General features: G+C 39.5%; 21 protein-coding genes and 1 other annotated feature. Of the genes, 8 read left to right on the forward strand and 13 right to left on the reverse strand.

The window, feature by feature from the left end; translation table 11 throughout:
• Window positions 1-40: 40 nt before the first annotated feature.
• Window positions 41-1,963, reverse strand: a complete 1,923-nt coding sequence (locus tag K8L98_RS13905) for a vWA domain-containing protein (RefSeq protein ID WP_223435532.1) — start codon at window positions 1,961-1,963, stop codon at window positions 41-43.
• Window positions 1,964-1,975: 12 nt separating this feature from the next.
• Window positions 1,976-2,866 (reverse strand): ATP-binding protein, encoded by an 891-nt coding sequence (locus K8L98_RS13910; protein WP_223435533.1) that lies wholly within the window; start codon window positions 2,864-2,866, stop codon window positions 1,976-1,978.
• 337 nt (window positions 2,867-3,203) lie between these two features.
• Here K8L98_RS13910 and K8L98_RS13915 point away from each other — a divergent pair, with 337 nt between their 5' ends.
• The 3 genes from K8L98_RS13915 to K8L98_RS13925 are packed head-to-tail and all read left to right on the forward strand — an operon-like array spanning window position 3,204 to window position 6,911.
• Complete coding sequence (locus K8L98_RS13915) at window positions 3,204-4,694, forward strand: spore germination protein (protein WP_223435534.1); 1,491 nt, start codon at window positions 3,204-3,206, stop codon at window positions 4,692-4,694.
• Between the two features lie 4 nt (window positions 4,695-4,698).
• Window positions 4,699-5,820, forward strand: a complete 1,122-nt coding sequence (locus K8L98_RS13920; protein WP_223435536.1) for a GerAB/ArcD/ProY family transporter — start codon at window positions 4,699-4,701, stop codon at window positions 5,818-5,820.
• A complete protein-coding gene (locus tag K8L98_RS13925; RefSeq protein ID WP_223435537.1) occupies window positions 5,817-6,911 on the forward strand; it encodes a Ger(x)C family spore germination protein in 1,095 nt (364 codons plus the stop codon). Before K8L98_RS13920 ends, K8L98_RS13925 begins: the two co-directional genes overlap by 4 nt.
• Before the next feature lie 30 nt (window positions 6,912-6,941).
• Here the strand turns inward: K8L98_RS13925 and K8L98_RS13930 are convergent, their stop codons facing one another.
• The 4 genes from K8L98_RS13930 to pdxR form a co-directional block, all read right to left on the reverse strand.
• Window positions 6,942-7,241 (reverse strand): iron-sulfur cluster assembly accessory protein, encoded by a 300-nt coding sequence (locus K8L98_RS13930; protein WP_223435538.1) that lies wholly within the window; start codon window positions 7,239-7,241, stop codon window positions 6,942-6,944.
• A gap of 18 nt (window positions 7,242-7,259) precedes the next feature.
• Window positions 7,260-8,270, reverse strand: coding sequence for an LLM class flavin-dependent oxidoreductase (locus K8L98_RS13935; protein ID WP_223435539.1), 1,011 nt, complete (start codon window positions 8,268-8,270; stop codon window positions 7,260-7,262).
• A gap of 99 nt (window positions 8,271-8,369) precedes the next feature.
• The gene (locus tag K8L98_RS13940; RefSeq protein ID WP_223435541.1) at window positions 8,370-9,374 is read right to left on the reverse strand and encodes an LLM class flavin-dependent oxidoreductase; all 1,005 of its coding nucleotides are present in this window, start codon (window positions 9,372-9,374) and stop codon (window positions 8,370-8,372) included.
• A 27-nt stretch (window positions 9,375-9,401) separates the two neighbouring features.
• The gene (gene pdxR / locus K8L98_RS13945) at window positions 9,402-10,835 is read right to left on the reverse strand and encodes a MocR-like pyridoxine biosynthesis transcription factor PdxR (RefSeq protein ID WP_420828867.1); all 1,434 of its coding nucleotides are present in this window, start codon (window positions 10,833-10,835) and stop codon (window positions 9,402-9,404) included.
• Window positions 10,836-10,983: 148 nt separating this feature from the next.
• Between pdxR and K8L98_RS13950 the strand changes: the two genes are divergently transcribed.
• A complete protein-coding gene (locus K8L98_RS13950) occupies window positions 10,984-11,184 on the forward strand; it encodes a hypothetical protein (RefSeq protein ID WP_070875922.1) in 201 nt (66 codons plus the stop codon).
• A gap of 365 nt (window positions 11,185-11,549) precedes the next feature.
• On the opposite strand, the gene hxlR is transcribed toward K8L98_RS13950, so the two are convergent.
• On the reverse strand, window positions 11,550-11,915 hold the full coding sequence (hxlR, locus tag K8L98_RS13955) for a transcriptional activator HxlR (RefSeq protein ID WP_070875923.1): 366 nt from the start codon (window positions 11,913-11,915) through the stop codon (window positions 11,550-11,552).
• A 214-nt stretch (window positions 11,916-12,129) separates the two neighbouring features.
• Here hxlR and hxlA point away from each other — a divergent pair, with 214 nt between their 5' ends.
• The 3 genes from hxlA to K8L98_RS13970 all read left to right on the forward strand — a co-directional run bounded on the left by hxlA (window position 12,130) and on the right by K8L98_RS13970 (window position 14,113).
• Window positions 12,130-12,762, forward strand: a complete 633-nt coding sequence (gene hxlA / locus K8L98_RS13960; protein ID WP_133310750.1) for a 3-hexulose-6-phosphate synthase — start codon at window positions 12,130-12,132, stop codon at window positions 12,760-12,762.
• Between the two features lie 4 nt (window positions 12,763-12,766).
• Window positions 12,767-13,327 (forward strand): 6-phospho-3-hexuloisomerase, encoded by a 561-nt coding sequence (gene hxlB / locus K8L98_RS13965; RefSeq protein WP_133310749.1) that lies wholly within the window; start codon window positions 12,767-12,769, stop codon window positions 13,325-13,327.
• Window positions 13,328-13,396: 69 nt separating this feature from the next.
• Window positions 13,397-14,113, forward strand: coding sequence for a 3-ketoacyl-ACP reductase (locus K8L98_RS13970; RefSeq protein WP_223435543.1), 717 nt, complete (start codon window positions 13,397-13,399; stop codon window positions 14,111-14,113).
• Between the two features lie 37 nt (window positions 14,114-14,150).
• On the opposite strand, the gene K8L98_RS13975 is transcribed toward K8L98_RS13970, so the two are convergent.
• Both K8L98_RS13975 and K8L98_RS13980 read right to left on the reverse strand, forming a co-directional pair.
• Window positions 14,151-14,720, reverse strand: coding sequence for a YitT family protein (locus K8L98_RS13975; RefSeq protein WP_223443437.1), 570 nt, complete (start codon window positions 14,718-14,720; stop codon window positions 14,151-14,153).
• 151 nt (window positions 14,721-14,871) lie between these two features.
• Entirely contained in the window at window positions 14,872-15,747 is an 876-nt protein-coding gene (locus K8L98_RS13980) for a VanW family protein (RefSeq protein WP_223435545.1), read from the reverse strand.
• Window positions 15,748-16,008: 261 nt separating this feature from the next.
• Here K8L98_RS13980 and ltaS point away from each other — a divergent pair, with 261 nt between their 5' ends.
• A complete protein-coding gene (gene ltaS / locus K8L98_RS13985) occupies window positions 16,009-17,943 on the forward strand; it encodes a lipoteichoic acid synthase (RefSeq protein WP_223435546.1) in 1,935 nt (644 codons plus the stop codon).
• Between the two features lie 80 nt (window positions 17,944-18,023).
• Here ltaS and K8L98_RS13990 read toward each other — a convergent pair whose 3' ends face one another.
• The 4 genes from K8L98_RS13990 to K8L98_RS14005 form a co-directional block, all read right to left on the reverse strand.
• On the reverse strand, window positions 18,024-18,593 hold the full coding sequence (locus tag K8L98_RS13990) for a superoxide dismutase family protein (RefSeq protein ID WP_223435549.1): 570 nt from the start codon (window positions 18,591-18,593) through the stop codon (window positions 18,024-18,026).
• 75 nt (window positions 18,594-18,668) lie between these two features.
• Window positions 18,669-20,333, reverse strand: coding sequence for an arginine--tRNA ligase (gene argS / locus K8L98_RS13995; protein WP_223435550.1), 1,665 nt, complete (start codon window positions 20,331-20,333; stop codon window positions 18,669-18,671).
• A 47-nt stretch (window positions 20,334-20,380) separates the two neighbouring features.
• Window positions 20,381-20,598, reverse strand: a binding site (T-box leader).
• A 53-nt stretch (window positions 20,599-20,651) separates the two neighbouring features.
• Window positions 20,652-21,254, reverse strand: a complete 603-nt coding sequence (locus K8L98_RS14000; protein ID WP_223435551.1) for a DUF3298 and DUF4163 domain-containing protein — start codon at window positions 21,252-21,254, stop codon at window positions 20,652-20,654.
• Between the two features lie 110 nt (window positions 21,255-21,364).
• Window positions 21,365-22,384 (reverse strand): C40 family peptidase, encoded by a 1,020-nt coding sequence (locus tag K8L98_RS14005; protein WP_223435552.1) that lies wholly within the window; start codon window positions 22,382-22,384, stop codon window positions 21,365-21,367.
• Window positions 22,385-22,570: the final 186 nt, after the last annotated feature.

Here is a 22,570-nt window from a genome sequence, read left to right on the forward strand (position 1 = left end):
AGAATGCGTTACAAAAAGAGTGCCTTTAATAAAGGCACTCTTACGAATGGATGCTTTTCTGCAGCAGTTTTTTCAGGATTGGAAACAGCACTTCAGGGAGCTTCTCAATGTCAGGAACAACAATGCTGAATTTGCCGTAAATGTTTTGAATCGTTTTTTGCTGTCCTTCGTCAATTTCTCCATTTGCGAGAAAAATATTGATCACTTCAATTCCCCGTTTTCTTGCTTCAAGTACGGCCTCGTGTGTGTCAATTATGCCATTTTGCTCGTATCCTGTTGCTGCTGGCTCTCCATCTGAGAAGACCAGCATAAACTTCTGATTTTCACTGCGGTTTAAAAGCTGCTTTGTCATATGACGAATAGCATAGCCGTCGCGATTATCTTCTTCCGGTTCAAGCTGCAGTATTTCAGGCCCTCGTTTTTTCTGCAGAGAGGACCCAAAATCAATGACCGTTTTAAAATGGTTTGGCTGTTTCGTTTCAGTGGCTTCATTCGTATCTTCCCAAAATCCGACGACCTGGTGGACAACGGAAACAGATTTCAACGTTTCATGAAACAACGTGATGCCAAGCTTTGTCTGCTCCATCTTATCGTACATTGAAGCCGAGCAATCGACAAGCAGGCAAAACGCAGCATCTATTTTAGCAGACGGCTGATTTTTTTTATAAAATAAACGCGGATTCTCATCTGTAAGGAGCTTCAGCAGTTTTTTGCTTAAGCGTCCGGTATGGAGATCGCTTCTTGGTGAAATTTTTTTATGCTCAAGCGTTTTTTCAATCATTTGCTTTAGCTTTTTTTGAAATGGAACGATGGTTTCTTTTTTTACAAAGTATGCTGCTTGATCCGATGCACTTGGCTTTTCGGGTGATACAAAGACAGGATAGGCAAATTTATTTTCTTTGCCGAATGCCTCACTGTCCCCGCGCTCTTGTTTGTTTTCAGTGTTTTCCATCGCTTCAAGCTTAGAATAATCATTTCTTGCTGTTTTCTTGGAGGATCCCTGTACCATTCCGAGCGCCTGATCGCCGTCATCGCCTTCTCTGACACCTTCTCCGAGAAGGTCTGTTTTGCTTCCCTGCTCAAGGTCAAATTGAAGAAAGCTCTTTGTCGCTTCACTTGTTTCCCTGTGCCAGGTCGGCAGTTTGTCCTCGTGTATGTCTTCATCATCTTCTTTTTTCCGCTCAAGAATATCATCGTTTTTCAGCTTTGATTTTCGTTTCAGATCATCAAAGGTTAAACCCGATTCTGCTTCTGAGTAGTTTAATAATGGCAGATGAAAATACATATTCAGCATGTCATTCGGAACAATGTCTTCAAGGACTTCTGAAATGTTCAGGACAATCTTGCCTATGTCATCCGTATTTCGGGCTTCATAGAGCTTCAGCAGTTCACTCTGGATAAACGGCACAGCCAGATCAATTGAATTTGTCAGAGCCGGAAACTCTTCAAGCGGAGAATCCGATGTTGCTTTTAAATAAAAAGCATTAAAGAGTGCATCCGTATAAATGCTTCTCTCCTGGTTGATTGTTAATTGGCTTTTAAAAAAACGTCTGTACATCGAGCGTCTGGCAGCAAACACCTTTGTTGTGCCGGGACGTTCATGCTTGCAGTGCTCCTCAAGCCGCAAATCCTCAAGCATTACAAACAGCTGCTTCGCAAAGCTTGAAACGGCTAGTTTCTGCACATGTGATAAAAAGGCATCAACTGCAAGGAAATCCGTGTATTTATAGCTGCCGATGCTTCTTAAAAATACATCGCTTTTCAAGCCATTCACCATATCCCGGCGCGGCCGGTTATCCCAGAAGTGGCTGATGTACACTTTCTGAATGAACGGATCATAGTAAGACTGCACGGCAAATTCAACCTCAGTCTCATCTTTTTTGGTAAGAGTCTTTGCCAAGTCGGAGAGCTCCATAAATAAAAACGAATCGACCCGCTTGTCATTAAATTTTATATATTTCATGACACGGCCCCTTTACACAAAAAGAGTTTCTGCAATATTTTGAATCGCTGCCTTTTCCCTGTCGTCTTCAAGTTTTTCAGTGATTCCGCGTGAGATAGCCCGAAGCGGCGGCATATAGACAGCTAAGTCACATGTGTCGATAAGTGCTCTTACAGACGCAGCTTCTTCCGAAATTTGACCATTCTGCACCTGGGTGATCAGATCAGATGAAAGAGTAACAAACTGACTGATCAGCTTTTCATTTGTAAGCATAGATTGTGAGCGCAGTACGGCCTTTAGCTGTTCACCTTGAATATATGGCACTTCAATCACAACGAAACGATTTTTTAGGGCTTCATTTAAAGGAACAGTACCTACGTAACCTTCATTAATAGCTGCAATCACGCCAAAGTCGCTGCTTGCTTTGATTACCTCTCCTGTAAATGGATTCGTAATCATTTTACGGTAGTCCAGCACTCCATTTAAAATCGGCAATGTTTCGGGCTTCGCCATATTAATTTCATCTATATATAAGATATGACCTTTTTTCATCGCATGAATGACAGGACCTTCAATAAATTCAATGCTCGTTTTCGAACCTTCCTGCGAGATGGTTTTGTAGCCAAGCAGGGCCTCCGCATCAAGATCCACGCTGCAATTTATGTTGTGCATCGGCTGGCCGAAAAGATTTGACAGTGTCTCGGCAAGCTTTGTTTTACCCGATCCTGTAGGTCCTTTTAATAAAACATTTTTGCCTAATGATAAAGCGATCATGGCATCAAATAAAATCGCATCTTCTGAAGGCATGTACCCGCCTTTGCCGATCAGCATCGCATCTTCGCTGTTTTTAAATGTTTCCGATCTTTTTTTTATGTCTGACAGTATATTATTCGGGAGATTTAAAGCTTCTAATTGTGATGTCATAGTATGGTTTTCCCTTTCCTAGTACAATTTCTCTGACCAAGTATACTAGAAATCCGATGCTTACTCAAAGGTATTGATTGCTGTAAACGCGTTCATGCCGATAATGAATAATGTAATAGATCTTTCAACTGCAAACAGTGCTGATTTTTTAAACGCCTTTTTACAGTTAACATATAAAGGAAAAGAAAAAAGACCCTTAATTAAGCTCTTATTCCGTTACAAAAAGAAAATTGACCAGAACTATATTGCGAATAAATAGAAGAATTACAGTGAACAATAAATGCATTACTGCCCATTAAACACGGCTAGTTCATTGATTTACAGGTGAGGGATGTTTATGTTTTGGAATAAGAAAAAAAGGGGTTTAGTGCAGCAAGAAAGCACGAAGCAAACACTGGCTCTGGAAAATCAGCCCTTATCTATAGAAGAGTTTAAAAAAATACTCGAAAAAATGGATGACGCTGAAATTATTGAGCCTGAAAAGAATGACTTTCATAAGCTGACGCTGATCTATATAAGGACATTAATTGACCTAGAGCGTTTGAATGAAAGTATTATTGAACCACTTAAAAGATCAGCACAAGAGCAAGTATTAAAAAAGATGGCTGCATCAAAAATTAAGGAAGTTACCTCTATCGCTGAAGCAAATAAACAGCTTTTTTCAGGGGCTGTTTTGATATATGATCCTGCTAATAATGTTTGGGCTGCTATTCCGCTTAAAAACCCTCTAGGCAGATCAATAGAAACTTCAGAAACAGAGACAATTTTATATGGTGCTAAAGATAGTTTCAGTGAAAATATTGAAGATAATATTTCATTGATTCGACATAGGCTTCCAATTCCGAGATTAAAAACGGAAAAATTCACTGTTGGATCTTTAAGTCAGTCCACCGCAGTCATCATGTACATAGAAGGCCTGACCAATCCTGAATTTATAGAGACTGCAAAAAAGAAGATTGAAGAAATTAATTTTGACCTTTTTTTTGACTCTTCTCAGCTGGCCGCTTTTATGGAGGAGAACAGTAACAGTATCTTCCCCCAATTTCAGCAAACGGATCGGCCGGATGTTTGCGCTTATTCGCTGGGTCTGGGTAAAATTACGATTCTTTTAGACAATACTCCTTTTGTGCTTGTAGCACCGATCACTTTTTTTCACTTGTTCCAATCACCAGAGGATTATATAAACCGATGGCCAGTTGCCAGTTTTTTAAGATGCATTCGTTACTTGAGCTTTTTTATTTCAATTACTTTAATCCCTTTTTATGTTGCATTAACTACACATCATTATCAGATGATTCCTCTTCAAATTTTATTTGTCCTGATGGAATCCAGAACAAAACTGCCCTTCTCCCCTTTCTGGGAAGCCTTTCTAATGCTGATCATCTTGGAGATTATTAAAGAGGCAAGCTTAAGAATGCCGACAAAATCCAGTCAAACCCTTGGTGTAATTGGGGGTATAGTCATTGGTCAAGCTGCCGTAGAAGCAGCCTTTGCCAGTAAAGTTTTAATTGTCATGGTTGGAATATCAACGATTGCATCTTTTTTAATCCCAAATTATTTAATGACAAAAGCAAATTCCCTGATCCAATTTGGCTTTCTGATTTTATCTTCTATTTTTGGAATCTTTGGCATTGCGATTGGTTTGATCCTGCTTTTTGCCCACCTTAATGGACTAAATTCTTTAAAGGAACCTTATTTTTCACCGGTTGCCCCCTTCTATGGAAAGGATTGGAATGATCTATTCATACGAGGTCCGCTGACAAAAATGAAAGAGCGTCCTGAACATTTGCATCCTGTTCAGAAATGGAGATACAGTCAAAGGAGATGAGATAATGAAACCTATTTCTCTATATGATCGAACGTATGCCTTTAACGGTATGTATATCATGCTTATGACAAATAGGCTTCAGATGCTCTATTTCTTTATTGTCTTGCCAATGTACTTGATTCACCCCTATATGATTTGGGGAATTATCGGGGTTGGCATTCTTTCACAGTTAAATTTGATTTTGCTGTCTAAATGGTTTCAATCTGAGTATTCTAAAAAAGGATATCAAGGATTTATCGAATTATTCGGCAAGCGCATGGTTCGATTTTTTTCTTTCCTAGGATTGTTTTTCATTCTTTTAAAAATATTAGTAATCGTGCTAGGTTACGCAGAGATTGTAGAACAGTTTATTTTCCCTTCCATGAACAGCAAGTGGCTGATCCTTACGATTTTGCTCGTTTGCTTCTACGTTGCCTCGCAGGGAATGGAAAAAACCATTGGCTTTGCAGTGATTGCCTTTTTTTGTACAGCTTGGCTCATTCTCTTATTTTATATTTTTTTCCTGCCTCCAAATGCTTCTGTTTACGACCTTTACCCTCTCATACCGTTTGATTGGCCGGACGGTTCATGGAAAAGTTTATTGTTGATTTGGTCATCATTGTCAGGACCAGAATATTTAATCTGTTTAGCAACTTGGCTGAAGCCAAATCAGAACTTCCTTAAATATCTCTCTTTTGCAAATGCCATGACGATTCTGGAATACTTACTTTTATTTATTGCTTCTTTACTGTTCTTCGGAGCAGATTATTTAAGCTTCAGTAAATTTCCTATTGTTCATTTGGCACGATATCTTCAATTTCCTTTCATTGAGAGAATCGATATCATTTTAATTTCGATCCTTTTATTTAACGCCATCTTTGCGGGAGCATTGTTATTATTGTATTTTTATGGCGGCTTAAAAATTGCTGCTTCAAAATTGAATAAACAATCGAGGAGGGTCGGTTTTTACGCCTGTTTTATTATTATATTTATCTGTCTCTATCTTTCTAATGAATGGCTTAGTCAATTTGGAATGGAACAGAGCGTATTATTGAACATTCAAATTTGGTCAGGAGCTTTAACTTATTTACTTGTTCCGTCTTTCTTATTTTCAGCCATGAAACGAAAAGGACGTGAAAAGACATGAGTAAACTAAAAAAAAGGACTGCCGGCTTATCGCTTATCTTTATGATTCTATTAACCGGATGCAGTCCCTTTGTCGAGAACAATACGATCGAAGAGATAGCACCCGTTACTTTTTGGTCTGCCAGGTCTGGTGAAAATGATCAAGTAATATTAAGCACATTAACCCCGCCCCTGCTCAAAGAAAAGAAACGGATCATTACGATGCAGGTGGACCTTTTAAAACAGGGCAGCAAAAATTTTAATTTGAATTATTACCGCGAAATAAAATCAGGACAAGTTCGAATGCTCATCATTTCTGAAGATTTCGCTAAAAAAGGTATTACCTTTTTAATTAATACTTTGCTTGCTGATCCTGATATTTCACAGCGCATCTATTTGGTAGTCGTAAATGGGAACTTTGATGAATATCTTCAAAATCAGCTGGAACAGGAAGAAAACATTGACTATTATCTCTACCGTATGCTTAAGCATTATGAGGAAAATGACCAAGGGGAACTCACAATTGCAAATTTGCATGAATATAAAAATAAATTATATACACCTTACTCTGATCCTATTCTGCCTGTATTTAAAATTGAGGAGGACAATTTCGTATACGCTGGAACAGGTATTTTCAGAAATGACAAGCTTCTTTATACCCTCTCCTATTTAGAGGATCAAATTTATCAGCTGATTGATAACAATTACTATTTAAAATTCCTTCCGCTGTCATCTTTCTCTGCTGTACTTGGGCAAGTCCGCTCAGATGTGAAGATCGATCTGAACCCCAGCAGAGATATCCTTTCATTAAATGTTAATTTACATGCAAGACTTGAGGAGTACAGAGGAGATAAAAACCTTTTCAATGAAAAAGAATTAACGACGCTTAATAATGAACTGGAAACATATTTTGAAAAACAGACAAAAGAATTAATCAAAAAGCTGCAAGATTTAGAAGCAGATCCTATTGAAATAGGAAAACGCATTAAAACACCTTTTACTAAGCCGCCTACTGAAAAAGAGTGGCTGCAAAAATGGGGAAAATTGAAAGTGGAAGTGAGCTATCAGCTTGATATCGAGCCTCTAACAAATATGAAAAATGAAAAAGAATGAAACCTTTTACGGTTTCACTCTTTTCATCATTTAATGTCTATGAGTGCCTTTTTGTGAGTTTGTGATGACAAATCCTGGATCGGGCACATAAAAATACTGAATCCATACGCCGTCTAAAAAGTCTTCGCGCTGATCAAGCAGCACATCAATCTCTTTATCTGTCTTTACAATTTCATCATGCTCAGTCGGTGTATCAAGCGCTAGGTCATAATGAGCGTGATCGCCGTGCATTTCAGTCACAACGACACGTATCATTTTACCATCAGCTTCTTCCGTACTCAGCAGCTTTTTTAATTCTTTTGCAGCATTACGATTTATTTTGCAGTTCATGATCTCTTCCTCCGATGTTTACTTGAAAAGCTGTGAAACAATTTCAAATGAGCGCAAGCGTTCCTGATGATCATAGATTGAAGCATTGACCATAATTTCATCTGCACCTGTCTCATCTAAGAACTTCTCTAATTTGCCTTTAACAGTGCTTGCACTTCCGACAATTGATGAACCGAGCTGCTGATGAATGGCAGCTTTTTCATATGCTGTCCAAAGCTCTTCCATATTTTCAACAGGAGGCTGCATTTTGCCTGGACGATTGCGGACAAGGTTTAAAAATTGCTGCTGCATTGTCGTTGCCAGATAAGCTGCTCTCTCATCGCTGTCTGCAGCTACCACATTCGCACCTACCATAGCATAGGGTTCTTGAAGCACTTCAGATGGTTTAAAGCTGCTTCTGTAAAGACGCATCGCTGGAATGGTATGCTCCGGTGAAAAATGGCTTGCAAATGCGAAAGGCAATCCAAGTCTTCCTGCCAGCTGTGCACTGAAACCGCTTGAACCGAGGAGCCAAATTGGAATGTTTAGCCCTTGTCCTGGAACAGCACGAACATGCTTAGCTTCTGTCGGATTAAAATAGTCTCTCAATTCTTCCAGCTGTTCTGGAAAATCTTCTCCATTGCTCATGTTTTCTCTGCGAAGAGCACGGGCTGTCAGCTGATCCGTACCAGGAGCTCGTCCCAGTCCAAGGTCAATCCTGCCCGGATAAATGGATTCAAGCGTTCCAAACTGTTCTGCAATTACTAAGGGAGCATGGTTTGGAAGCATGATTCCGCCTGAACCAACGCGGATCTTCGACGTTCCTCCGGCAACATGTCCAATTAACACAGCTGTAGCCGAACTTGCGATGCCCTCCATGTTATGATGTTCTGCAAGCCAAAAACGGTTATAGCCCCATTTTTCCGTATGCTGAGCAAGGTCTAGTGTGTTTTTAAAAGCTTCACTTGGTGTACTGCCTTCAACAACTGGAGCAAGATCCAGAACAGACAATTTCACTTCTTTTTTTAAATTTATCCTTTCATTGGACATCTCTTTGTCCTCCTTCAACAATTACCTTATCTATAATCAACGACATTGTATCAAGTATTATTGATGAATGAAAACAAAACGACTTGAATGAAAAATGGATTATCTTTGCTTAAGCTCAAAGGATTCTGCAAGAAGCTCATAAGATTTAAGTTTGTCTTCAAATCTGAAAAGATTGGAGATCACCATGCATTCATCTGTTTTATAATCTGCTCCGATACGAAGCAATTCATCTTTTACTTTTTGAGGTGTGCCAATAATCATGCGATCTCGGTTTCTGTTTATTTTCTCTTGTTCATCAGGAGAAAAATCAATCTTTTTCACTTCTTCAGGTGAGGGGATTTTTGTATTTCCTCCCTTTTCCACATTTAAAAGCCATGCATCCTGGCTTAATGCCAGATATTCAGCCTTTTCTTCTGTTTCTGCACATACAACAAAAATACAAAAATTGGATTTAGGAGATGTTAATTGTTGTGTGGGCTGAAATTGTTCCAAGTAATCTTTCATAGCTTTTCTCCCGCTTGCAGGATTGATAAAATGTCCATAAGTAAATGCCAAACCATGTTCCGCTGCAGTCCTTGCTCCCCGATGTGAAACACCTAACAGCCACATTTCTGGAGATGTTTCCGAATCAGGCATTGCTAGTACTTTTGAATATGCATGATCCACTGGCAGCGACTGGCTTAAAAACCCTTGCAGATCCTGGAGCTGCCTTGGAAATTCATTTAAGCTCTTTCGTATTCCATCAGTCAGTGCAAGACGGGTTTCAGCACCACCACCGGGTGAACGTCCAATGCCTAAGTCAATTCGGTTTGGAAATAGAACTTCAAGCGTATTGAACGTTTCAGCAACTTTAAAAGGACTGTATTGCGGAAGCAGCACGCCGCCAGATCCGACTTTGATCCGGCTTGTATTTGAGGCAATGTGAGATATTAATATTTCTGGAGCCGTACTTGCTAATCCATTTGTGTTATGATGCTCTGCAACCCAAAAACGAGTGTAGCCCAGCTCCTCGGCTGCTTTTGCTAATTGCAGGGTCTGCTTCAGGGCATTTCTTGCACTGGAACCTTCTGAAATAGGTGACTGATCTAGAATACTTAGCTTCATTGCTTTTTCTCCTCTTAAGCTGAATTCTTATTTTTGATGAAACAGAGCCTCTGAAAATGCAGCAATGGCTGTGTCAATTGATTGTTTGGCCGCTCGTCCAAATGTGAATCTGACAAAGCCCTTATTCGAACCAAGAGCACTTCCCGGGGTATATATCATCCCTTTATCTAATGATTGATTAAAAAGTTTTTCATCATGATGTGCAGGAATAATTCGGCACCATAAGTGAATACCGCCTTTTGGCACTGTATAATCCACCAGTCCGGGGAGATGCTTTTCAATAGCTGAAACCAGTATATCTCTCCTTTCTTTTAATTCAATTTTCAACTGATGAAGATGCGGATCAAAAAAATCTGATTTTAAAAACTCTCTTGCCAGCCAATCCGAAAAAATGCTTGATCCAAAATCGATTTGCTGTCTGGCATCTGCTAATCGTTCAATAATTTGTTTTGGAGCCAAAATCCAGCCGATTCTCATGCCTGAGGATACCATTTTTGACAGTGAGCTGATATAGATCACAATGCCATGTGAATCTTCCGATTTTAAGGTTGCTCCGCTTTCATTCTCATAAGACAATAAAGAGTAAGGATCATCTTCAACGATTGGAATTCCAAACTCATATGCAGTACTGAGGATTTTTTTTCTTCGTTCAGAATGAAGAACGGCACCAGTTGGATTTTGATATGCGGAACCTAGAAAAATCATCCGAATCCGGTGCTTCATATAGGCATCATGAATAGCTTGAGGATTGACGCCATTTTCATCCGCATAAAGCAATATTGTCTTAATGCCAAGAGATTTGAAAATAGGCAAAGAATATGTATATGAAGGATTTTCTATTGCAATTGCATCGCCAGGTTTCAATAAACATTGAATTATAAGGTGCAGAGCCTGCTGAGCTCCTGAAGTAATAAGGATGGATGATGGCGTGCAATCTATTTTTTTATAGGTTTTCAGATGACCGGCTATTGTTTCCCGCAATTTCATATTCCCATGCGGATGATCATAGCTTAAGGGATGATCGAAATGCTGATTCTTTAATAAGTGCTGAAATTGTTCGTTTGGGAACAATTCCGGTGATAACTGCCCGGTAGCCAAATCAATCAGATTTTTATGATGGGTTTCTTCAGCAATTCGCTGAATGATCGGCACATTTTGCAAAAGTGTACCGGCTATGAGCATGCTGTTCCAGTTCGGCAAACGTCCGCTAGAATAGTCTTGATTTACCTCACCGACCAAGGTACCGCTTCCCCTTTTGCTGATAATTAAACCTGATGCACTGAGTTCAGCATAAGCAGTTGCAACTGTGCTTCGGTTTACCCCTAAGTCCTCTGCTAACATTCGTTCAGAAGGCAGTTTGCTTAATGGAGGCAGTTCCCCGTTGCGAATCTGCTCTTCAAAATACTGAACGATCTGTTTATAAATTGGCTGCTCACTTAAACGGTCGGGCTTCCATTCTATCGTCATAATAATCAGCTCCTTATATACATAATAGTGCAATTATAAAAGTGGATGGCATCAAAATATGAAAATTGGATGGCCCCATCTCCTGGAACACATGTAAAATGATTGTTAAGAGCGGGGATATTATACAAAAGGAGTCAATAAATTGTCTATTTGGATCAGTGTCATTATTATCTCTATTATTAGTTTAGTCGGGTTAATAGTAACCATATTAATCGGACAGAATCAAGCAGTTGAGACTTACCGTGAATCAACGAAGGCCAGAATGAAGAATTTATCCGCTATTTATATTGTCAGCATTGCTCTCGCTTTGATTTTACTCGTTGTATTTTTCGTGAATATATAATATAGGGAGAAGAAATGAATCCTGATCTTACTTCAAAATGACTAAACCTATTAAAACATCATCATAAAGAGACGTTCCATCATTCACTAACTTCTATCTTTCCGCCGTAAAAAAAGAGCAAGATCTCCGCCATTCGGAATCTTGCTCTTTCATATAGGCTGTGTTCCCATTGCTTGTTGTTATTTGGTATCAATGTTACCGTTCCTTTCCGCGGGGAGGACGGGAGCCTCTTCGGCTAAGCCTGCCGAGTCTCTCATTACCATTTCCCGCAGCAGTCAAGTTCCTTCCGCTGCAATCCACTAGGGTTTACAACGTTTTTTCTAAAAGCAACTTTACATAATGAGCCTTCATATATAAATGTTCAATTACTTAATCGACTCACTTATCTCCGGTTTTTCTTCAGCAACATTCTCCATATAATTCTTGCCCCATTCGTACATGGCGTCAAGAATCGGCATCAGAGTTCTGCCCTGGTCAGTTAAAGAGTATTCCACTTTGGGAGGAACGACAGGATATACTTTGCGTTCAACGATTAAGTCTTCTTCAAGCTCGCGCAGCTGATTAACAAGCATACGCTGGGTAATTCCAGGCATAAGAGACTTTAATTCGCCAAAGCGCTTTGTTCCTTCTTTACCTAGGTGCCATAAAATCAGCATTTTCCATTTACCGCCAATGACAGAAAGAGTCAATTCTTTTTCGCAATTAAATAGTTTTCCATCCATCCGAGACATATCAATCACCTCCGCCCTTAGTATAACCCATAGTATACTTTTTATCACTATGTAAATTAAAAGTGCGTACTTTTATTTTAATGATATACGTATTACACTTGCAATTGTGCTGGTGAGCAACAGCATTTAGTAATTTACCGAACAACTTTCCATGCTGCAGGAAGATAGTATTAGAGTGCAGCAAAAACTAGATTTTTATAGGAGGAACTTATTCATGGAATTACAATTAGCTTTAGATTTAGTCGATATACCAGAAGGAATTAAACTGGTTAAAGAAGTTGAATCATTTATAGATGTCGTTGAGATCGGAACACCTGTCGTTATTAACGAAGGCCTTCGCGCTGTAAAGGAAATGAAAGAAGCATTTCCTAACTTAAAGGTATTAGCTGATCTTAAAATCATGGATGCAGCAGGCTATGAAGTCATGAAAGCTTCTGAAGCTGGTGCTGATATCGTGACAATCCTTGGAGCAGCAGAAGATATGTCCATTAAAGGGGCTGTCGAAGAGGCTAAAAAACAAGGCAAGAAAATTCTTGTTGATATGATCGCTGTAAAAGACATCGCTGCCCGTGCGAAAGAGCTTGATGAGTTTGGCGTTGATTATATCTGTGTTCACACAGGCTACGACCTTCAGGCAGTAGGACAAAACTCTTTTGAAGATCTAAAAGCAATTAAAAGCGTTGTTAAAAATGCAAAAACAGCTGTAGCAGGCGGCATCAAATTAGAAACATTGCCTGAAGTGATTAAAGCACAGCCTGACCTGGTAATCGTCGGCGGCGGCATTACTGGCCAAGCTGATATCAAAGCGGCTGCATCCCAAATGCAAAAATTAATCAAACAAGGATAAATCCATGACGCAGACAACTCACTATTTTGCAAAAATTTTAAATGAGCTTGGACCTGCCGCTGATTTAATCTCTGACAGTGATTCAGAGAAGTTAGTCGATGCCATTCTTAAATCTGAAAAAGTCTTTACGGCTGGGGCCGGAAGATCTGGATTTATGGGAAAATCCTTTGCAATGAGAATGATGCATATGGGGATTGATGCATATGTCATCGGAGAAACCGTTACTGGAAACTTTGAAAAAGATGATATCTTAATTATCGGTTCAGGTTCAGGCGAAACAAAAAGCTTGATCCAGCTTGCAGAAAAAGCCAAAAGCATCGGCGGAACGATTGTGACAGTCACGATTAAACCAGAGTCGACTTTGGGAAAACTCGCAGACATCACCATTCAATTGCCTGGATCTCCTAAAGATCAATCAAACAGTGAAAAGAAAACCATCCAGCCGATGGGTTCCTTGTTCGAGCAAACTCTTCTGCTGTTTTATGATGCGATTATCTTAAGGTTTATGGAGAAAAAGGGATTAGATTCCGAAACGATGTACGGCAAGCATGCCAATCTAGAATAAATGAGAAGACGAAAGACTGCGGTTCGCTTGCGGTCTTTCTGTCTTCACTTTCTAATAGGAGTGATATGTTTGGGTTCATTATATGGAAAAACAGCCATTATTACAGGTGCTGGAAGAGGCATTGGACGGGCAGCTGCCATTGCTCTTGCCAAGGAAGGTGTCAATCTTGGGCTTATTGGCTTGACTTTGTCCAATCTCGAAAAAACTGCTGAGGAATTAAAGGAATTTGGTGTAAAAACAGCTGTTGCTGCAGCTGATGTTACACATCTTAATTCTGTTGAGCTTGCGGTAAATGACATTAAATCAGCATTAGGAAACGTTGATATCCTTATTAATAATGCTGGAATTGCTAAATTCGGAGGCTTTTTAGAGCTGACTCCTGAAGAATGGGAAAGCATTATCCGCGTAAACTTAATGGGAGTTTACAATGCTACAAGAGCCGTGCTTCCTGACATGATTGAAGGAAAAGCTGGCGATATTATTAACATCTCATCATCTGCCGGCCAAAAGGGTGCTCCAGTTACAAGTGCCTACAGCGCTTCTAAATTTGCAGTGCTGGGATTAACAGAATCCCTTATGCTTGAAGTAAGGAAGCATAATATTCGTGTCAGTGCCTTAACACCTAGCACAGTTGCAACTGATTTAGCGATTGAGACGAATCTGACTGATGGAAATCCTGAATCAGTCATGCAGCCTGAAGATTTAGCCGAATTCATGGTTGCTCAGCTAAAACTTAATTCACGCGTATTTGTGAAGACAGCAGGATTATGGTCAACAAATCCATAAAAACAGACAAGCAGATCCTTTTTTGGGGTCTGCTTTTTCAATGATCTGAAGGTTTCATAATTATGTGTGTGATCAATCCAATGATACCAATTGTGACACATGAAAAGAAAAAGCTTCTGGGTCCCAGGGTTTTATACCCTGCGGCTGCTACAAGACCGTCAATAATTAAAATCGAAATTCCTATATTTAATTTTGTGCTGTCGGAAATAAGCCGTGCCAATAAATCCGTTCCCCCTGTGCTTGTATCATTTCGGAGCATGACTCCGATGCCAATTCCTATTAAGCTTCCTCCTATCAGGGAACTTAAAAAAATCGGCAAAGAAAATTGAGTTCTCAATGGATCCAGCAAATCAATAAAAAATGCAGATATCAATAAACCGTGGATACTGCTGTAAAAATAGACCGGCTTGAAAAACCACGAAAAAAAACAAAGGGGCAAGCTTAAAAATAGAATGCATAAACCCGTTTTATAGTCAAAATAGTAATGTAATATCAAGGCTATTCCGTCGACTCCGCCATCAATCAAATGATGCGGAACTAAAAAGCCATTGATGCCAATACTGATCAATAAGCTTCCTATTAAAATTGCTGCTAATTTTTGAGTGATAATGATCACCTTGCCTAAGTAAAGATACTTCTAAATATATGTCCAAGCATGAAGATTCAGAAGTATCTTTTTCCTCAGGCGATTCAGCCAAAACACTTTTTTTATGTATCAAGAGAATCAAAACAAAGACTCTTTCACAATATTCAAAGGCTTATTTTCGAAGCTCTGTCCTCTTTTCATAAGCAACTTCATTCGTTGAATAAATGGTGACCATCACACTTGCCCCATAAACAGCCGCCCTGATCAATACTGGCTCGCTGTATTTGTTCGTGAACCGAAAGTCAGGTCCATACCAGCTGACGGTAGCATCTCTTCCTGCTGGAACATAAGGGACCCGTCTGCTGTGGGAATACCTTTCGATCACTTTTAATCCGGCATTGTCGATGGCATTAAATAAGGTTGAGGAAACTTGACAAATGCCTCCTCCAATTCCTTCAGACAGTTCTCCTCTAATAATGATCGGAGCCCGTAAATAGCCCTTTGCTGCTGTACGGTTGCCTACCACCCCGTTGAAAGAAAAAGTCTCGCCAGGAAAAATAACTGTGTTATTGATCGCTTCTGCAGAAAGATATATGTTCTTTGTACGCTCTTTATTATTCTTGTTAAAAAAAGTTACATAGGTTCCAATCCTAGCAGAGCGAATATTGGCAAGCAGTTCTTTATCTACTCTGGGATACAATTTTATTCTGGGTGCTTCCATCCTTGCTGCACCGCTCCCAAAAAAGTAACCGTGGAATTTTTCGCTGAATATTTCACGATTCAATCTGTAGCCGGTTTTTTCCGGCACTATTTTTCCGCTCTTGTCGATTTCAGCATTTACTGGAGCCTTATACATTTGATGATCCAAATGATTCATGAGATTATCCAATTTTGTCTGGTCAATTAGTAATGTCTCTGGCATCAGCATTGCCGCATTATTCCGGTCCATTTTTTCTATAACATGATTATTATGGGTAATCGTTAAGCTGTCATCTGTTTGTATTTGCTGAGCAAGCAGGAGAATTGCTCCAATTAAAAAGAATTTCATTCATAATCACCCCCAATATTACTATGTATAAGGAAGAGACTTTTTATGTAACCCGTCTGATGAATTGTTGTGGAAAATAAGTCTAATCTTTTAATGATAATTTAATAGATGCAAGATTAATTGAATAGTTAAAAAGTTGACTTTTAGTCCCTCTTTGCGTTATGATTTTTCTTATCTTTTGCTGAACAAATAATCTATGAGCAAGTTACTGAACATAACCGCTAAAATACGAAATTAATTGATTACTAGAGGTGTTAAAAAATGAAAAATGTATTTGCTAAGGGTTTTTTGAATAAGCATCTTGGCTTTTTTCTGTTAGCAGTCGTAATGCTGTGGATAAAAACCTATACTGCTTATCGCGTAGAACTTAATTTAGGAATTGATAATACCATTCAGCAGTTCCTGCTGTTCATCAACCCGATCAGCTCTGCTGTGCTGTTTTTAGGTTTAGCTTTATTCGCTAAAGGAAAAAAGGCATTTATTTGGATGATCGTCATCGATTTCCTGCTTTCTTTCCTATTATATGCCAACCTTGTGTACTACCGATTCTTCAACGATTTTATTACAGTGCCAACATTGACACAGACTAAGAATGCCGGAGACCTGGGACAAAGTCTTGGTGCTTTGGTTAAACCTTACGATGTCCTTTACTTCCTGGATGTCATTATTTTAATGGTTCTTGTATTTGGCAAGTTCGTTAAGCCTGAAAATGTAAAAATGAAAAGCAAAAGAGTTTCTGCAGTCCTGATTTCAGCTGTGATTCTGTTCGGAACAAACCTTGCTTTAGCTGAAATGGACCGTCCGCAATTATTAACGCGCACGTTTGACCGCAACTATCTTGTTAAATATTTAGGCATGTATAATTACACAATTTATGACGCTATTCAAAGCTCTAAATCATCTGCCCAGCGTGCACTGGCTGACAGCAATGATGTAACGGAAGTTGTAAACTACACAAAAGCAACACATGCTGAACCTAATCCTGAATACTTTGGAAAAGCAAAAGGCATGAACGTTATTTATATTTCACTTGAATCATTGCAGACATTCGCCATTGATTACAAAATTAACGGTGAAGAAGTAACACCGTTCTTAAATTCTTTAACAAAAAACAAAAATACACTGTATTTTGATAATCTCTTCCATCAGACAGGCCAGGGAAAAACGTCTGATGCTGAGTTCATGGCTGAAAACTCACTATTCCCTCTTCCGCAGGGAGCGGTTTTTACAACAAAAGCAGAGAACACATATCAGGCAGCACCAGCTATCCTTGATCAAAAAGGGTACTCAACAGCGGTTTTCCACGGCAACTATAAATCATTCTGGAACCGCGATGTGATGTACAAATCACTTGGCTACGAGCAATTCTTTGATGCAGCATATTATTCAATGAAAGATGAAGATGTTGTGAATTATGGATTAAAGGATAAACCGTTCTTTACCGAATCCATTCCGCTGCTTAAATCAATGGAGCAGCCATTTTATTCAAAATTCATCTCATTAACAAATCATTTCCCTTACCCAATTGATGAGGACGAAGCTACTATCGATCCTCATACAACAGGTGATGGATCTGTAGACCGTTATTTCCAGACTGCACGTTACATGGATGAATCCTTAAAACAGTTTTTTGAAGACCTGAAAAAGTCAGGGTTATATGACAACACAATGATCGTGATGTATGGTGATCACTATGGAATCTCTGAAAATCACAACAAAGCTATGTCTCAGGTAATGGGCAAAGAGATAAATGGGTTTGAACATGCTCAGCTGCAGCGGGTTCCTCTTTTCATTCACGCTCCAGGCCTTGAAGGCGGAAAACAGCACCAGTTCGGCGGACAAGTTGATATTCGCCCTACTCTCCTTCACCTGCTTGGCATAGATACAAAAGATTACGTTCAAATGGGTACGGATTTATTATCAAAAGACCATCAGCAAGTGGTTCCTTTCAGAAACGGCGACTTTGTAACGCCTAAGTTTACTTCAGTTGACGGAAAGTTCTATGATACTGCTACTGGAGAAACAGTGGAGGAAAACGAAGAAATTACACAAACAGAAGAAATGGTCGATAAAAAATTGACCATTTCAGACCAGATTGTATACGGAGATCTATTGCGTTTCTATACGCCTAAGGGATTTGAACCTGTAGATCCAACTAAATACCGTTATATGGGTCCTGAAGAAACAGAAGAATAATAATGCAAAAAGCTGATGAGACAACAAGTCTCATCAGCTTTTTTATTTCAGATCCAATTTGTCAAAACGTCTTTGTTTATCTAGTTCACAAGTGCCCCGCAAACTATCCGGTTTCCTGAATTTCCTGCAGGATCAGTCAAGTAGTCATCTTCTCTTTCATGGATAATAATCGCACTGCCGTCTTCATCAAGCAGCGAATTTTTCTTACCATGCTTCAATGTCACATCAGGTGCATGAAGCTCGACATCCACAGTTCCATTTTCGTCAATTTCTATGTTTGGCAGGTCTCCGGCATGAAAGCCTTTAGGATTATCAAATCCATGCTGCTTTGTGGCAGGATTAACATGCGCTCCGGCAGATGTGAAATCAGGCTTTTCACATTTCCCTGTCTCATGAAGATGAATGGCTTTCTTTCCAGACTCTAAACCCTCCGCTTTTAAGCGGATAGTCACTCCTTTAGGCGCTTCAGTCAGAGTTGCTGTTCCAATTTCAACACCCTCGCTGTTGATTATATCGACGTTTACCGGCGCAACTGCTTTTTCACTGACCGGCAGTGATTCTTCTTTCGTCTCAAATTCTGTTGAAGCCTGACAGGCGCTCATGCCTAAAGAAGCTGCGATTAATGCTGTGAAAATCATTTTTCTGATCATTACCAATCCCTCCATCTTAAAATTCTTTAGCATGATAGCCATAATAGGAGAATTTTAAAACGGAGGATACAAACGCTACATTTTTTCAGGAGCCTTGATTCCAAGGATGCTCAGCCCGTCTTTCAGAACATCTCTTACTGATTGAACAAGCAGAAGTCTGGACGTGAGGGATTGATTTCCTTCCAGGATTTTCACTTTAGCATAATAAGAATTAAACACCCTGGATACATGCAGTAAATATTTTGCAAGAATGGATGGGTCATACTTCTCAAATGAAGATTGAATGACTTGCCCGTACTGAACAAGCAATTTTTGCACTTCCCAGCTATGCTCATCTGTTAATGCTCTTGTTTTCTCTGACTTGATCCCGCTGCCTTTTCTTAATAAAGAGCAGGCTCTTGCATGTGTATACTGCACATATGGACCTGTCTCCCCTTCAAACTTAAGCATTTCATCCAATGAAAATTCAATATTAGTCGTACGGTCATTTTTGAGATCATGAAAAATAATCGCTCCAACTCCTACCGCACTTGCAACTTCATCTTTGTTTTCAAGCTCAGGATTTTTCATTTCAATATTTGCTTTTGCAGCAGATATCGTTTCTTTTATTACTTTTTCTAAAAGAACGATTTTGCCTTTCCTTGTAGACATTTTCTTTCCATCCTTCAAAATGAATCCAAATGGAATATGATGAATATCTTTATGCCAGCTGAAGCCCATTTTCTCTACAACAGCAAAAACCTGTTTAAAATGCATCGATTGTTCCATCCCCACTACATATAGTGACTTATTAAACTTGTATGTTTCCTTTCTGTAGAAGGCGGCAGCCAAATCTCTTGTTGCATAAAGGGTCGCTCCATCACTTTTTCGGATCAGGCATGGCGGCAGATTCACATTATCCAAAGGAACTACCATTGCACCTTCAGAATGTTTAAGCAGCCCTCTTTCCTCAAGCAAATCAGAGATATGCGATAACTGATCATTGTAGAATGCTTCGCCATTATACGCATCAAATTGAACGCCCAATAGTTTATAAACCCTCTGAAAGTCCTCCAGTGATACTTCTCTGAACCATTTCCACAGTTTTAATGCGTCTGTGTCTCCATCCTCCAGACGTTTAAACCAGCTTCTTCCCTCTTCAATTAAGTCAGAAAAAACGGCAGCTTCTTCATGAAACTTTACATAAAGTCTAAAAAGCTCCTGTATCGGATTCTCTTTGACGGATTCTTCATTTCCCCATCTTTTATAAGCTGCAATCAGCTTGCCGAATTGTGTGCCCCAGTCTCCAATATGATTGATTCTGATTACGTTATAGCCGCATCTCTCTCCAAGATTGGCAATTGCCTGGCCGATGACCGTTGAGCGAAGGTGTCCCATCGAGAAAGGCTTCGCAATATTAGGAGATGAAAAGTCAATGGTCATTACTTTTGTTTTTTCTGCGCTCTGAAATGGTCCTATTGTCTGCAGACATTCCCTGCTTACAATCTCCCGGTTAAGGCGGAAGTTAATGTAGGGTCCAGCAGCAGCTGCCTGTGTAATAAACTCATCATGAAACTTCCCTTCAAGCTCCAATGCAATTTGATGAGGATTTTTTTTATAGACGGCAGCAAGAACGAAACAAGGAAAGCTGTAATCTCCAAATTGTTTTGCTTTTGGAATCTCAATGACATCCATTATCTCATCAAAGGTAAGATCGTTTTTTAAAGTTCTATAAATAATCGCCCCAAGTCTCTTTTTCATAATTCGTCCTCCTATAAATAAAATAAAAATGCCCGTCTCTTTTCTATAAAAGAGACGGGCATTTTCCCGCGGTACCACTCTGATTGTTCATTTCTGAACCACTCGAAGCGTTTTAACGGCCAGCCGACCGGCATGCCCTACTATCCAAGTTCAGGCAGGCTCCTAGGAAGTGCGTTTCATCATTCCGTTCATTTTAGGCTTTCACCTTCCCTAAATCGCTGATTCAAGAACTGGATATGATTACTCTCTTCCTCATGGGATTTTTTTCTATTAAGGGTTATTATATGCGAATCTTTGAGGAATGCAAGATATTTTTATCTATCCATATAATCTGGGAAGAGGACCATCTGGATCGATGATATCCTGCAGGTCATAAATGGAGATGGGAAAGTACAGAAACCCATAAGCATAAGCTGCAATTTCATAGAGCTGAAAATAGATAACAAGCGATTTATCAGCTAAATAAAAATCCTGATCCGGGCGAATTGATTTAAAGGGAGGATCGAGTAATGTAATCTCTCGTTCTTTAAGCTGCTCACTAATAATGGAAGATAATCGTTCTTTATAGTTGCTGTCTATTTTAAAAAGATCCTGAAGCTTATACTTCCTGCCTGTCTGGGTATCGTATGTCAGCCCTTTTAGAAAAGACATGCCATGAGCGCCTCCGCTGTACACATAATTCAGCAGCGTTAAGCTTAACAAGTCCCGCTCATTCGTCTTAAGTTCATAGGTGCCCTGCATGTCGGTTTGCACTCCCCCGTCATACCCTCCAAAACGAATCTGATTCTGAACGTTATTTAGGATGTCCGTATTGATTTTTTGCAGACTCAATACATGCGGACCTGTTATTGATGGATATAATATCGTAAGCTTTTTCCCTGCTATCTTATGAGTCATGACACCTGCAGGCAATGCCGTCATCCACTTCGCCTCCTGTTTTTTTTTATTTCCATCATATGAATGGATTTGTTCATTCATCCTTTTGGAAGGCAGTTTGTTCCTCGCCAAAAAAAAGAAGCCCTGATGGCTTCTTACTTTAAATATCGTTTTGCTCCAAGGTATCTTGCTTTCCAGTAGGAATTATCCAATTTAGAGATGGTCACACCTGATGAACTTGCATGAATAAATTCTCCATTACCAAGATAAATTCCCATATGAGACGGGCCTGCCTTGTATGTAGTGAAATAAACGAAGTCACCTTTTTGCGGAGAGCTGACCGGCGTCATGATGTCCCAATATCCAGCAGTGCTGAGACGGGAAACAGACGTCACTTTGTTCAGTACATAATACATGAATCCGCTGCAGTCAAATCCAGAAGGAGTATTTCCAGCCCATCTGTAAGGCACTCCAATATGTTTCTTGGCTTCAGCAATCATCGTGTCAATTTTACTGTTTGCAGATGGCTTTGTATCTTCCACCTTACTAGGCGGTGCAGCGCTTGAGCCTTTCACTTTAAGGGTCTGGCCAGCGTAAATCACATCCGATTTGAGATTGTTCATCGCTTTTAACTCTGCGACGGTTAGTTCGAATTGATTAGCAATCTTTCCAAGGTAATCACCAAGCTGTACTTTATAGGTTGATGCCGCAGGCTGATTAGCAGTTGGTCTAGACGCTTCAGCATCCGGAGCTTTTCCAGTCGTCTTGCTTACTTTTAAGGTTTGTCCGGGACGAATTAAATCGGATTTCAGCCCATTTAAACTTTTCAGCTCAATTACAGATACATTATGTTTTCGTGCAATGACCCAGAGGGAATCGCCTGATTTCACTTTGTATGTAGAGGAAGAGGTTGTAGCGGGTGCAGCAGGTTTTTGAACACTTGATGCAGGTTTTTTTGCAGTTCTGGATATCTGCAGGACTTGTCCTGGAAAAATCATATCTTTAGAAAGCTTGTTTGTCAGTTTAATTGTTTCAACTGTTGTTTTATACTCGCGTGACAACTTCCATAACGAATCGCCTTTTTTAACGGTTATACTGTCTGCAGAAGCTGCGGAGCCAATTAAAGTGGAACCGATGACTGCTGAAGCAGTTAACCCAATAATTTTCTGTTTCATTGTTCGCTAAGTACCTCCTTTTTTCTTACATGATTATTTTAATAGATTAGGGCATTAATTACTACAAATTTCTAAAAATAGCACTATATTCTTACTAAAATAGCTAAAATCCCCTATTTTTATCCCGTATTTCTTGCAAATTATGACATTATTAGTCTTTTTTGGCCGATTCCTGAGATAGCATAT

This window comes from Metabacillus dongyingensis (genome assembly GCF_019933155.2).
GTDB lineage: Bacteria > Bacillota > Bacilli > Bacillales > Bacillaceae > Bacillus_P > Bacillus_P dongyingensis.